This is a genomic window from Flexivirga alba, from assembly GCF_042661025.1.
GTDB classification, from domain to species: domain Bacteria; phylum Actinomycetota; class Actinomycetes; order Actinomycetales; family Dermatophilaceae; genus Flexivirga; species Flexivirga alba.
Window position 1 is genome coordinate 2,179,750 of sequence record NZ_JBHSWH010000001.1, and the last position, 12,988, is coordinate 2,192,737.

Consider the following 12,988-nt stretch of genomic DNA (forward strand, 5'->3'; position numbering starts at 1 on the left):
GACGGGGTTTGCTTGCCCTGATGAGCGGCGTCGCCGGTGGTCAATTGGTCGCCCTGCTGGCTTCTCCGATCCTGGGTCGGCTGTTTCCCCCGGCTCAGTACGGCCCCTTCGCGGTCATCAACGCGGCCATCATGCCGCTCGGCACGGTTGCGGGTCTGCGGCTCGAACTCGCCATTCCGTTGCCCTTGAGGGAGGGAATGGCTCGCGACGTCGCTCGGCTCGCACTGCGGATCTGCGCGATCTTCGGGGTTGCCGGACTGGTCATCACGTGGTACGCCCGTGATGCGATCGCTTCCGCGCTCGGGCAGGGCACCACCGTTGCGTCCCTGGTCCCATGGGTACCGGTGGTCGCGGCGGAAGTCGGGGCTTTCGCGGTGCTGAACCAGCTTGCGATCCGACAGAAAGAGTATGGCGCGATAGCGCGCCGCAGCCTGCTACAGGCGGCGGCGACCGTGGCGGCCCAGATTGCTGCCGGGATCGGCGGGCTCGGCGCTCAGGGGCTCGCGCTCGGCCTCGCTGTCGGTCAGGGCGTCGGAGTCGTGACTCTGGCCGTCAGCGTCCGCACCAAGCGCAAGGGCAAGTCCACCGTCTACGCCTCCGGACAGCAGATCCTGCAGCGGTTCCGAACCTTCCCGTTATTGCTCGCACCCGCCGGCCTGCTCAATTCGCTCGGCTTGCAGGCGCCGGTTCTGTTGGCCTCTGCGCTTTTCGGCGTCGAGGTGTCCGGTTGGCTTGGTATGACCCAGCGGATACTGGCGCTGCCGATTGCTCTCGTCGGAACCACCCTCGCACAAGTTTACCTCGGTGAATTCGGCGAAGCGAAACGGACGTCCAGCAATCAGCTCTCGACGTTGTTCGTGCGCACCTCGAAACGCCTTGCTGTGGTCGGTGTCATCATTGCGGTCGTCGTCATGCTTTTCGGGCCCCTTGCGTTCTCAGTGGTGCTGGGCCACCGGTGGGAGACCAGCGGGATGTACGCCCAAGCACTGGCCGTAGGACTGGTCGTGCAGATGGTGGCGTCACCTTTGTCGCAGACACTCATTGTCATGGGAAAGAACCTGCAGCAACTCGTCTGGGACATAGGCCGTCTCGCTGCGAGCTGTGGCGCGGTGTATCTCGGATATCGACTCGGCTTCACGGCAACCGTCACGATGTGGCTGCTCGGTGCTGCAATGGCGATGTGCTACGCCTGTTTGTGGCTGATGTCCTGGCACGCCGTTGGACATAACACATCCGGCCACCACCTGGCTGGTGGCTCACACCCCGTATCGAAGAGAGTTCATAGATGAAGCGTGTCTTTGGTACACCGAGGTCCACCTGGCTCGTAGGGGCAGCCGTACTGGCAGCGATCGCGTTGGTCCTCGTCCTCCTCAGGCCATGGCAATCGACCAGCACGCCGACGAGCTCTCCGAGTTCGACCTCCGCGCCGACTGCGACCCCGAGTTTCGAGCGCGCGCTGTACTCGGGTGCGATCTTCGACAACTCCGGCAGACTCGATGTCGCTCAAACTCTCGACCGTGTTGTAGAGGCACACGCGAACACCTACTACTACCTCATCTGGGACAGGCTTCCACGAGTCAGCGAGGTGCCTCCCCAGCCGTCTGCGACTCTTAGTGCAGAGTTGTGGAAACAGCTTCCAGCATTCGCGGATGCGGCCGCCAAGCGCGGAGTGAATGTCGTTGTCTACTTGGTCCCTCCGACCGAATCAGTCAAAAACTTCTACAAGCCGTTCGGATGGAACTACCCGGCGTGGTTCAGCGCGATCGGGGAGGTGGCCGCGACTCACCCGAACATTCGAGCGATCGCGATCGACGACCTATCAGCCAATCTCTCGCGCCCAGGATTCACCACCGCGTCGTCCCGCCCCTTGTTTACGCACTCGACGTTGGCGACGATGCGTGCCAATGCGCGTGCCAAGGCCCCGTGGATGTCGATGTTGGCGCTCATGTATGGACAGGACCTATTCGGACCGACTCACACTCTTCCGTACCTCAGATCCGTTGTTGACGGCGTGATCTACGCCTTTGCGGGACCGGGACAGCTAAGCCATCAGCCACAGAACTCAACCGATGCCAGGGGGCTGCAGTCAACCGCAGAACGTGTGCACCAACTGACGGACTGCGAGGGCGAGCCTAGTTGCTTCCAAGCCCTTTTCGAGCCGGCAGTGCACCCGGCACAGAACGACACGGTCAGTGCCCAGTCTCAGGTGATGCTCCCACGTGGCGCACGGACGCTTGAGATCTCGTATGCCGACGACCGGGCACCCGGAGACTCCGAGACGTACGGGCTGAATGTCACACTCGATGGCGCTGTCCTGCCTGCACGTCACGAGGTGACCGCTGCAGGCACGCGCGTGGATGCGTCGATCCCCGACCATACGCGAGCCGGAGTCCATGATGTGTCCGTTCGTGTGAGTCGACCGGCAACGACGCGTGCGGTGGACGTCGTTGTCAACTCAATCCGGGTGGTGAGTGCATCCGGAGCGGGGGCGACCTGATGGTCGGCCCCTCGGCGACTTGGACCCTTTCTTCCACGGGCAGTGGGACCTTCAGCCGCGTACCGAGGCTCTCGATGACCGTCATGTTCTACTGTGCCCGCTTCAGTCGGGAAGCAGGAGCCTCGGGAGCTGCCGACGCCAACTACGTGCGTGCTCTACTGCCGCAACTAAAGGCCCTCGTCGGCAGCAAGGCGGTGGATGGTGTTGTTGCCTACCGCCTCAACCTGCTCGCCACGCGGCCGTCAGCGCTCGATGGGGATCCCCAGAACTATGGTCTTGTGAAGACGTTCTACTCGAGTCTGTCGGGAGGTCGCTAAACCGATGCGTGCTTCAATTGCGAGGATTCCCGACCATGTGGGATCGATCGCACCACCTCGACAGTTCGGGCACCGGACGCGCGTAGTAGCTGAGGGAGATTCCTGATATGGAGCGTCAGACGGCTCGTCCGGTGACGGGAGCCGATATGTTCATCGGCGCGGCCGTGTTGGTTCTCGGGACGATCAACCTTTGGAAGGTAACGACCCTTCAGAATTTGTCGCCGGTCGACCTCACGCTTGCGAGTCTCGTGGTGTGTCTCATTTTGACCCTCGGCGCGTTCATTGGTCGGAAGTGCCGTCTTCAACGGAACTGGACAGTCTGCTTTACCGGTTTCATCCTATTCGTGCCAGCATTGTTCGTTACCGCCCGAGATAATTCATATTCAGTAAGCAAGACTAAGGCACTTTTCACAATCTGTCTGCTGGTCATCATCGCGGCAATGGTTCTGTTGGAGACACGTGGCCGGCGCCGCTCCTTTATTGGGGCTTCAGTGTTTCTCGCCCTCAGCGTTTCTATCTGGCTCCTCGTCGGAGGGAAGCCCGACGTTTCGACGAGCGGGCGTTTCCAGATTGACGACGCGAATCCGATCGCGATGGGTCGTGTGGCATGTATTGGCGTCGTCGTGCTGGCTCTGGCCGTGTTCCGGACGCGCGGATGGCGCCTCTTTGTGTCGCTGAGTGGCGCACTGATATGCGCCGTGGCGAGTGTTTCGACCGGGAGCCGAGGGCCTCTTGCGGCGGCTGTAGTCGCTATTGCGCTTGTCTCGCTCCTGACCACCACATCCAAGAGCCGTTTTGCAAATTTTTTGACGCTCATTGTCCTTGGGGTGGCTGGCGTAGTCGCCGTCCTACAGTTTGCCCCCAGTTCGTCGCTCGAGCGACTTACCGCTGCCGGAGGCGGCGCGTCGGACATCTATCGGCTCGCGATCGCTAGGGATACATTCAACCTCGCGTTCGCCCACCCGTTGGGCGTGGGATACGGGGAACTTATCAATTATCTGTCGCCGAACTCCATCTCGCCGATTCAAGGTGTCGTGCAGTACCCGCATGACATCCTGCTGGAGACGGCGGCAGAAGGAGGCATTCTTGCGTTCGCAGGACTGCTGCTCATGCTAATTACATCCTGGCGACGTTTGAGAGCGCATGCCAACGACCTTGTTGGCCAAGCAATGCTTGGTCTCTGGATATTCGCATTTGGTTCGGCCCTCACATCAGGTGACCTAATCGGCAACCGGCTCGTCTGGTTGATGCTCGGCGCTGGTCTCGCTTTGCCACCGATAGTAAGGACGACAAAGAAAAAGGGGAAGTCAGGGGCAAGAATCCAAAGATCGAAGATGACCGAATTGGGCTAATTTCACAACGCGGTCGTCGTTCAAGACCGTTCCACCACGTTCTCGAGCAATGCCTGGCACAAACTTCGCGCCGATATTGTGCACTTAGCAAGATATGCGGCAGTCTGACGGTCCGTGTCAGAGCGAGGCAGGTCGGAGGCAAGCATGCTGAAGGACGATGCGAGTGGTGCGGAGTCGCGCTCCCCGGATCTTGTATTACGAACCTCGTGAGACCGCAAGTCGCTGTAAAATAGGTGATCTGTGAAGTCGTTGTTCGGGATGAGGACATCAAGGCCGGTGCCTAATGCTTGCTGAATTGTAACCGCTGGCATACGTGGCCAGACGCCTAGGTCCGACGCGTTGAACAGCGCGTTGAGTTCGTCCGAATCCACGAATGGAAGGATCGTGACAAAGTTGGCGACTCCTCGCCGTACGACATCGTCGCGAAGAGATTGGGCCACTGGCCCGTCATCGAAGCCGGCGAGCACCAAGCGAAGCTGCGGCAGGCCATCGCGAGCCTGGTGGAACGCGTCAACCAGTAAGTCGAGCCGCTTCTGCGCGTTTACCTTGCCGGCCCCGAGGATCACGACGTCGTCCTCGCGAAAACCCAGTTGGTGACGCCGCGACTCGCGCAGTTCCGGGGAGTAGAAAAACTTGTTCTCGTCGTAGGTGAGCGGAAACAATGTCATTGTGGTGCCGGGATGGAATGCTCGTAGTCTGCGGATGGTGTCCTTTGTATAGCCGTAAACGTGATCGGCGCGCAGGTTAACCGCCGTGTACAGCGCGCCCTTAGTGGCGCAGAAGACAGCAAACTTGGCAGCGGCAACGGCCGGTGGGAGACCCGCATACATCGCCTTGTTATCGCCATAGAGGACAACCCGCCGCACATTACGTGCGAGCGACGCCAGCGCCGGGAACAGCTGCCCAGGCATGACCTGGACGATGACGTCGAAGTTGCCGTCTGCGATCGTTCGGGGAACACTTGGTGCCCAGACCATGGAGCGCAACTCGCGTGTGGCGAGCCTGGTCACCGTAACCCCGTGCTCGACGCGCGTATTCGCGGGGTAGCGGCGTTGCTGACCGATCCGCTCCAGCTGCTCGTCGCTGAAGATTGGACTGACGCGGTCGCCTGCAAGGACGTAGGTATCCGCGAGCGACGCCATTGCGCGGGCCAGCGCTGTTTCCTGATAGCCGCTGAACCAGTCGAAGTACCCAGCGACGATGAGTACCTTGGGCAGCCTACGGGCCGCGTTCGTGAGACTCACTGCGGTCCAGCGAAAGTCGGAGTCGCGGGTGCGCTGTCTAGCTGGCGCATGTGTTCGGTTTGGTCCTCCGTGGTGAACCGGTCTCGCAGCTTCTTGGCAGGGACACCAGCCCAGATCTCGTAGGGCGGCACGTCGTGGGTCACCACTGACCCAGCGGCCACGACCGCACCTTCGCCGACGTGCACGCCACGCATCACGATGGCGCCGTAGCCGAGCCAAGCGTCCCGATCGATGTGGGTAACGTGCTGCTCTGGTCGCTCCGTGAACTGCACCGGGGTGCCAGGGACATCCCACTGGTGGTCGTCGCCCACGATCGCGACGCGCGGGGCGAGCATCACGTAGTCGCCGATGACAGTACGCGGCGCGATCCAGCACTCAGTGCCGACAAACGCGTATCGACCAGCGCTCAGGTCGCGGGGGACGTTCGCGCTGGGGTGGATAGAGGCTGTCACGTCGACGCCATGCAGTCCCTTCCGCACACGCACGGTCGCGGAACGGACCCTGCGAAGGGACCGATAGAGCCGCCCTTGTCGGGAGAGTTTCGAGAACGCCACTGAAATTACCTCCGAATACCTGACCACTGGTGGTGCCGACGGGCTGTCGACAAGATGAATCGCACCGCACGCTCGGAGGTGTTCGCGATGCGGTAGTCGTCAGGCACACGGTCACTGAGCCCACCTCGCCGCTCCTCTTCCGCGGTGACTACGTCCACTGCGCTGACTATGTCCTCCGCATCGAGGCCAGACATCATGATGCCGCCGGTGTCCAGCGCTTCCGGCCGCTCGATCGAGTCACGGAGCGTCACGGCCGGAAATCCGAGGAGGGTGGATTCCTCGGCGATCGTCCCCGAGTCGGAGAGAACGCACGCCGCTTCGAGTTGCAGCTTGTTGTAGTCATGGAATCCGAGGGGGTCGTGGAAAACGATCCCCTCGGGCGCTGTCCAGCCGGGCAGTAGCTCCAGCCGCTTTCGGGTGCGTGGATGCGTCGACACGAAGATCGTCTTGCCAAACCTTTTACGGGCTGCGTCGAGGCACTCCAGCAGCGCGGTGAGCCGCTCCGGTGAGTCCACGTTCTCTTCGCGGTGGGCGCTCACCAGGAAGTAGTCCCGAGGCTGCAGGCCGAGCCGCTCCAGCACGTCCGACGCGTCGATCTGGGCACGGTAAGCCTCGAGCACCTCGCGCATCGGCGAACCGGTCACCAGAATCCGCCGCGGGTGCAATCCCTCGCCCAGCAGGTTCCGGCGGGCGTGCTCGGTGTAGCAGAGGTTGAAGTCCGCGACGTGGTCGACCAGGCGCCGGTTGGTCTCCTCCGGCACGTTCTCGTCGAAGCAGCGATTGCCTGCCTCCATGTGATAGACCGGCACGCGCATCCGTTTGCCGATGACCGCCGCTATACAGCTGTTGGTGTCGCCGAGCACGAGCAGGGCATCCGGGCGCTCGGCCTCGATGACCTTCTCGGTTTCCACCAGCACACCGCCCAGCACAGCTCCGAGACTGGAGGTGTCCACACCGAGGTAATGGTCGGGCTTGCGGATGCCGAGGTCGGAGAAGAACACCTCGTTGAGCGTGTAGTCGTAGTTCTGACCCGTATGCACGAGCACGTGGTCAACGGTCGCGTCGAGGCGGGCGATGACCCGGGAGAGCCGGATCAACTCGGGCCGGGTGCCGACGACGGTCATCACCTTCAGCATGAAGAGGGGTCCAGTTCCTTCGTATAGAGGTTCATCGTGCGGCCCTCTGCGGTGGTGTATGGCGCACCCATGCGCCACCCGCACCGCTGGTAGAAGGCGTTCACCGGCTCATTATCCACGGCATCAGTGCTCAGGTATGCCGCCCGCGCGCCCAACCCCGCTGCTCGCTGTTCCCAGGCGGCGACAAGGCGACGTCCGACGCCGGCCCCCTGCGCGTCGGGGGAGACGCAGATAGAGCTGAGCAACGCTCCGTCAACACCTTCGTCTGCAGAGCCCCGGTAACGCGCCGCACGCAGAAGCCGGGGGACGGCACGCGGCGACCGAAGACTCGCCCGCACACTGGCGTTCACAAAGCCGACGACCTGTCGGCGCAGCAGCCGGGAGAAGTAGCCATCGGGCTCGGTGGTCCCCACGACGGTGCCCAGGATCATGCCGGAGCCGTCCCGCGCAACCACTGCCACCGCGGTCGGGTCGGCGAGAAAGCCCCGGTAGAACTGGCGCAGGAAGGGCTGACCCAATGAGCTGAGAAAGAAGGTCGGAAACGCCAGTTCGTGGAGTCGCGCCGCAGCCTCGACATCGGTCGTTTGCAATGGTCCGATCTCGACTCTCACGCGCTCACCACGGATCGCACAGGCTCCCAATAGGTGTCCGGGGCGGCGGGGTTGAAAAGTTGGTCCGCCCAGAACATGGTGATGAGATCCTCGGTTCCGGTGTTGGTGATGTTGTGCACCCACAGAGTTGGCATGTCGATGACGGCGGGCTTGCTGCCATCGACGTCGAAGTCGATGACCTGATCCGTCAGGACCTTGCGCAGCGATATCCGCGCATTGCCCTTGATCACCACGAATCGCTCGATCTTGCTCAGATGGAAATGCTCGCCACGGGTCATTCCAGGTTTGGTGTAGGAAACAAAGGACTGACCACCGCTCCCGTGCGCCCGGACAGTCTCGATCAGCTCACCGCGTTGATCGGCGTTGACCATCAGGGAGAAGGGATACTTGTCCGGAAACGTCGCAGCCCGGTAGGTGTTGAACAGGTCGATATGGAACTTCGTTGGCAGCTCGGGGATTTCGCCTCGGCTGTAGACGTCGTGGAAGCTCCGTAGCGTCGACAGCACTTCAGGCACGCTGGTTTCGTGGCCGTGTGGGCGTTTCAGTGCGTCCTGGCCGGTGAGTCCGTCGATCAGCGCAGCCGAAGCGTCCTGGGCATGAAGCAGCTCGACAGGGTTGTCGTTGACAGACGGTTCCTCACCGTGCAACAGAGCATCGATGAAGGTCGCCACAAACGTGTTGTAGCGCGGTCGAGCGTGCTCGCCGAACACGCCTGGCAGTCGAACGTCGACGTAGGCCGCATCGGACTCTTTCGCGGCCGAGGCGAGGATCTCGCCGGCGCGTTGCTTGCCCACCGCATACGGCGTGCCATTGCCGACCTGAGTGGAGGACGCATAGACGATGCGAACAGGGTGTGCGGAGGAGCGCACAGCAGCGGCGACGTCCGTGGCCAGCTGTTCGTTGCCGTCCATGACTTCGGCGTCCGTCGTGGCGCGGTTGACCCCTGCGACGTGGATCACCGCGTCTGCCTGGGAAACCTCCCCCACCAGACTGTGCCAGTTGTCCCGGGTGACTGCGACGACCTGGTGATCGGTCAGCGTGTGCAGGCGTGCCATCGTATGCCAGCCGAGAAACCCGGCTGCGCCTGTTACGACCACCTTCATTGTCTCGCTCCTCCTGTTGCCGCTGCTGCGAGCAACGCTTCTATCCGTGTGACGCCGGCGCTCACCGAGAACTCGTCTTCGTAGAGCCGCCGGGCGCGTGAACCCATTGCCGCGAGACCTCCCCGCCCGGTGGACACTATCGCCCGGAGAGCGTTTGCGATCGACTCCACCTCAGGTGAGGCGCCGAAACCGACGTTCTGCGCTGTCACAACGGCTCGCGCGTCTCCGTCTGCGGCAACGAGCAGGGGTTTGGCCGCGGCGAGTCCGGCCTGGGTCTTGCTCGGCATCGTGATGGCGGACAAGGGGTGCCGTCGAAGACTCACATAACTGACGTCGGCCGCGCCGAGCAGGGCAGTCATCTGCGCTTGCGGTATGCGACCCAAGAATCGGACGTTCCCGCGCGGCGCTGCGTCAGCCTTGGATCGCAGCACCCGTTCCTCGGCGCCAGACCCGGCGAGCACCACCTTCAGGCGGGGATCGTCGATCGATACGGCCGCATCGATCAGGCTCCCAACGTCCTGCGCCTCTCCCATCGCCCCCGCGTAGACCACCACAATGTCCTCGGAGGAGAGTCCGAGTTCCGAGCGGTATCCATCGCCCGACGGACGGAAGACCGCTTCGTCCGCCCACATGGGCACGTAGGAGAGTTTCGCCGGGTCCACTCCGCGGCCTTCGAGTACCCGGCCGACAGTCGGCGCGATGTAGGCGACTGAGTGCGCTGACCGATACATGGCACGGCACCACACGTCACATGCCACCCGAACGGCTTCGCCGAGGCGCCCCCGCTCGGCGAAGCCACTGTGCACCAGGGTGTCCGGCCACAGATCGAGCACATGGAGTACGGCTGGTATACGCAGGCCGAAGCGAGCAAGCCACATGGGCCATGCAACGGTAATGGGGGAGTAGTTGACCCACAAGGCGTCGCAGCCGCGCAGTGCGTCCGTGCCTAACAGGCTCGCGCTTGCGCCGAACGAGGTATAACTCTGCAGCCGTCGAACCGAGGATGCACTGTGGTCCGGGTATACGGCGGTGCGCCGCACGTGCACTCCGTCCAAGACCTCGTTCATCACCAGTCGGCCCGCGTATTCGGGAGAGATCACGCCACTCGGGTAGTTCGGAAACGCGGTCAGAACCTGGACCTCATGACCGCGAGCGAGGAGGCCACGGGCAAGCGCTCCGGGCAACGCTGCAGGACCGGGTTCGGGGTCGTACCACTGCGTGATCAACCCGATCTTCATGTGCCACCTTCGCGGATTCCCCACCGCGCTCGATCGGCGCAGCATAACGACTCGTAGTCTAAGGCTGTCTCCACTCAACACATCGCCAGAGGGTTGGTCCGTGACTTCTACCGAGTTCCTCCCATTCGCCGTTCCTGATATCGGAGAGGCCGAGATCGGGGCGGTTGTCGAGGCAATGCGCTCCGGCTGGCTCACGACCGGCCCGAACGCCGCCGCCTTCGAGGCGGAGTTCGCCCGGGTGATCGGCGAGGGGACGCACTGCATCGCGGTGAACTCCGCTACCGCCGGCTTGCACCTGGCATTGGACGCGATCGGCATCGGGCCAGGTGACGAGGTCCTGGTGCCCACCTGGACGTTCACCTCAACTGCAGAGGTCGTGCGCTACGTAGGCGCGGATCCGGTGTTCGTGGACGTCGATAAGGACAGTCTCAATATCGATCTACGGCACGCCTCGGCTCGGGTGACCCCCAGAACCCGGGCGATCATGCCCGTCCACTTCGCTGGGCGAGCCGTGGATCGAGGGCAGCTTGCAGCGTTCGCGAAGGCCCATGACCTCGCAGTGATCGAGGACGCAGCACACGCCTTTCCAGTGCGCTCGCAAGGAAGAATGGTTGGCTCGGGTGACAGCGACGCCGTTGTCTTCAGTTTCTACGCGACCAAGACAATCACGACCGGCGAAGGCGGCATGATCGCGATTGCTGATCCGGATCGAGCACGCCGGATCCGCGCGATGCGGCTGCACGGCATCAGCAGGGACGTCTTCGACCGATATCGAAGCACGAAGCCGTCGTGGGAGTACGAAGTGATCGCGCCAGGGTTCAAGTACAACCTCACGGACACCGCGGCGGCGATGGGGCGAGTCCAGTTGGCCCGAGCCGACCAGATGCGTGATAGGCGACAGCACATAGCGGCGTCGTATTCAGACGCGTTCTCCGACCTGCCGGTCGACCTGCCGGTCGGACCGCTGCCAGGAGACACCCATGGATGGCACCTCTACGTATTGCGGCTGCAGGACGATGCGGGGCTGTCGCGCAACGAATTCATCCAACGGATGGCTGAGCTCGGCGTAGGCTGCAGCGTGCACTTCATTCCGTTGCACCGGCAACCGTACTGGCGCGACCGCTACCACTTGCTGGACAACGAGTTCCCTGTGGCTTCAAGCGAGTTCGAGCGATGCGTGAGTTTGCCCGCTTTCTCCAGCATGACGACAGAGCAGATAGATCGGGTGATCTCCGCGGTGCAGAAGTGCCTCCGCTGACCAGCAAGCGATGCTTTGACATCGCAGCGGCGTCTATCGGGTTGCTGATCACTGCCCCGGTCTCCGTTGTTGCCGGAATCGCTACCCGGATGTCGTCTCCCGGACCCGCGCTGTTCGTGCAGACTCGCATCGGCCTCGACGGTCGAGAGATCAAGGTGCACAAGTTTCGGACCATGCGCGTCGGGTCGCCTGGGCCGATGATCACTGAGGGTCGAGACCCGCGCATTACCAGCACTGGGGCAATATTGCGCCGGACGAAGGTCGACGAGCTGCCGCAGCTCTGGGATGTGCTCCTAGGCAGCATGAGCATCGTCGGGCCACGACCCGAAGTGCGTGAGTATGTCGATCAATGGCCCCCGCCCTGCGCCCGGTGATTCTTTCCGTGCGACCGGGCATCACGGATCCGGCCACGATCCTCCTGCGCAATGAGCAGGAGCTACTGGCGGAGCAGCCGGATCCTGAACGCTTCTACGTCGCCGAGCTTCTGCCGCAAAAAGCCCAGATGTACGCCGATTACGTGAACCAGCGTTCGTTGCGCGGAGATATGAAGCTGATCGTGTCGACCCTGCGAGCGATCGTCCGGTCGTGACCGACGGGCATGGTGATGAATCAACTCTCTGCCGGGTGGTTCAGGATCACACGGATCCGGCGACCAGAGCTTGGACCTGCGGCAACCGCCGCACCAGGTCACACGCTGCGTCTAGGTCGAGTTGCGTCGTGTTGGACGAGGTGTAGTCGCTGACCGAAGCGGCGTCGCGGTCACCCTCTTCCACGTACAGTTCGTACTCGAGCGACCTGGCATCCAAGGGCACACGAAAGTAATCTCCCTGGTCGATCGACTTGGCCCTCTCCTCTTGGCTGAGAAGCGTCTCGTGCTGCTTCTCACCGTGTCTGGTGCCAATGACTCTGATGTCGGGCTTGTCGTAGCCGAGCACCTTGGCGACTGCCAGCGCCAGCACTTCGACCGTGCAGGCCGGCGCCTTGCGCACGAAGAGATCGCCCGGCTGCGCGTTGAAGAACGCGTGCAGCACGAGGTCCACCGATTCGTCGAGCGACATCAGAAAGCGAGTCATCGACCCTTCTGTCAGGGTCAGCGGGCGGCCATCGGCGAGTTGTGACACAAAGAGCGGGATCACCGACCCGCGTGAGTACATCACGTTGCCATATCGCGTAGTCGACACCACTGTGCGGCTCTCGGGGTGATTGCGGGACCATGCTTGCGCAGTCTTCTCCATCAGCGCCTTTGTCATGCCCATGGCGTTGACCGGGTAAACCGCCTTGTCGGTGCTCAGACAGACCAGGGACCGAACGCCGGCTTCGTGCGCTGCGCGGATGACGTTGCGGCTGCCTTCCACATTCGTCTTGACGGCTTGCTCGGGAAAGAACTCGCAGGAGGGAACCTGCTTGAGCGCGGCGGCATGAAACACGAAATCTGCACCCAAGAAGGATTCGGCGACCGAGTCGTAGTCGCGGATGTCGCCGAGGAACAGCCGTAGCCGGGAATCTGCGACCGACTTGCGCAGGTCGTCCTGCTTCGCCTCGTCGCGGCTGACGACATGGACGGCTGCGACGTCCTCCTTGAGTAGGTGGCGGACCATCGTCGAACCGAACGATCCGGTGCCGCCGGTGATGGCAACCGTTGCGCCGGCAAGTCCGGACACCTGACTCATGACGCCTC

General features: G+C 62.6%; 13 protein-coding genes. 5 read left to right on the forward strand and 8 right to left on the reverse strand.

The features are described from left to right. Positions 1-20: 20 nt before the first annotated feature. A complete protein-coding gene (locus tag ACFQDH_RS10790; RefSeq protein ID WP_382401145.1) occupies positions 21-1,289 on the forward strand; it encodes a lipopolysaccharide biosynthesis protein in 1,269 nt (422 codons plus the stop codon). A gap of 493 nt (positions 1,290-1,782) precedes the next feature. Here the strand turns inward: ACFQDH_RS10790 and ACFQDH_RS10795 are convergent, their stop codons facing one another. Further along, a complete protein-coding gene (locus tag ACFQDH_RS10795) occupies positions 1,783-1,947 on the reverse strand; it encodes a hypothetical protein (protein WP_382401147.1) in 165 nt (54 codons plus the stop codon). Positions 1,948-2,921: 974 nt separating this feature from the next. On the opposite strand from ACFQDH_RS10795, the gene ACFQDH_RS10800 reads away from it, so the two are divergent. Next, positions 2,922-4,166, forward strand: coding sequence for an O-antigen ligase family protein (locus tag ACFQDH_RS10800; RefSeq protein ID WP_382401149.1), 1,245 nt, complete (start codon positions 2,922-2,924; stop codon positions 4,164-4,166). Between the two features lie 20 nt (positions 4,167-4,186). On the opposite strand, the gene ACFQDH_RS10805 is transcribed toward ACFQDH_RS10800, so the two are convergent. From ACFQDH_RS10805 to ACFQDH_RS10830, 6 genes are all read right to left on the reverse strand, one after another. Then, positions 4,187-5,410: a glycosyltransferase gene (locus tag ACFQDH_RS10805; RefSeq protein ID WP_382401150.1), complete on the reverse strand. Its 1,224-nt coding sequence runs from the start codon at positions 5,408-5,410 to the stop codon at positions 4,187-4,189. Continuing rightward, positions 5,407-5,862 carry an acyltransferase gene (locus ACFQDH_RS10810; protein ID WP_382401152.1) on the reverse strand — a complete coding sequence of 152 codons (456 nt, stop codon included), beginning with the start codon at positions 5,860-5,862 and terminating at the stop codon, positions 5,407-5,409. Before ACFQDH_RS10810 ends, ACFQDH_RS10805 begins: the two co-directional genes overlap by 4 nt. 107 nt (positions 5,863-5,969) lie before the next feature. Then, on the reverse strand, positions 5,970-7,100 hold the full coding sequence (wecB, locus tag ACFQDH_RS10815; protein ID WP_382401154.1) for a non-hydrolyzing UDP-N-acetylglucosamine 2-epimerase: 1,131 nt from the start codon (positions 7,098-7,100) through the stop codon (positions 5,970-5,972). After that, positions 7,094-7,711 carry a GNAT family N-acetyltransferase gene (locus tag ACFQDH_RS10820; protein ID WP_382401156.1) on the reverse strand — a complete coding sequence of 206 codons (618 nt, stop codon included), beginning with the start codon at positions 7,709-7,711 and terminating at the stop codon, positions 7,094-7,096. Before ACFQDH_RS10820 ends, wecB begins: the two co-directional genes overlap by 7 nt. Next, positions 7,708-8,814, reverse strand: coding sequence for a polysaccharide biosynthesis C-terminal domain-containing protein (locus ACFQDH_RS10825; RefSeq protein ID WP_382401158.1), 1,107 nt, complete (start codon positions 8,812-8,814; stop codon positions 7,708-7,710). Before ACFQDH_RS10825 ends, ACFQDH_RS10820 begins: the two co-directional genes overlap by 4 nt. Further along, complete coding sequence (locus tag ACFQDH_RS10830; RefSeq protein ID WP_382401160.1) at positions 8,811-10,052, reverse strand: glycosyltransferase family 4 protein; 1,242 nt, start codon at positions 10,050-10,052, stop codon at positions 8,811-8,813. Before ACFQDH_RS10830 ends, ACFQDH_RS10825 begins: the two co-directional genes overlap by 4 nt. Positions 10,053-10,152: 100 nt before the next feature. On the opposite strand from ACFQDH_RS10830, the gene ACFQDH_RS10835 reads away from it, so the two are divergent. The 3 genes from ACFQDH_RS10835 to ACFQDH_RS10845 are packed head-to-tail and all read left to right on the forward strand — an operon-like array spanning position 10,153 to position 11,899. Further along, positions 10,153-11,310, forward strand: a complete 1,158-nt coding sequence (locus ACFQDH_RS10835; RefSeq protein WP_382401162.1) for a DegT/DnrJ/EryC1/StrS family aminotransferase — start codon at positions 10,153-10,155, stop codon at positions 11,308-11,310. Then, positions 11,226-11,684, forward strand: a complete 459-nt coding sequence (locus ACFQDH_RS10840) for a sugar transferase (RefSeq protein ID WP_382401164.1) — start codon at positions 11,226-11,228, stop codon at positions 11,682-11,684. Before ACFQDH_RS10835 ends, ACFQDH_RS10840 begins: the two co-directional genes overlap by 85 nt. Further along, on the forward strand, positions 11,660-11,899 hold the full coding sequence (locus ACFQDH_RS10845) for a sugar transferase (protein ID WP_382401166.1): 240 nt from the start codon (positions 11,660-11,662) through the stop codon (positions 11,897-11,899). Before ACFQDH_RS10840 ends, ACFQDH_RS10845 begins: the two co-directional genes overlap by 25 nt. A 46-nt stretch (positions 11,900-11,945) precedes the next feature. Here the strand turns inward: ACFQDH_RS10845 and ACFQDH_RS10850 are convergent, their stop codons facing one another. Beyond that, positions 11,946-12,980 (reverse strand): polysaccharide biosynthesis protein, encoded by a 1,035-nt coding sequence (locus ACFQDH_RS10850; protein ID WP_382401168.1) that lies wholly within the window; start codon positions 12,978-12,980, stop codon positions 11,946-11,948. Between the last annotated feature and the right edge of the window lie 8 nt (positions 12,981-12,988).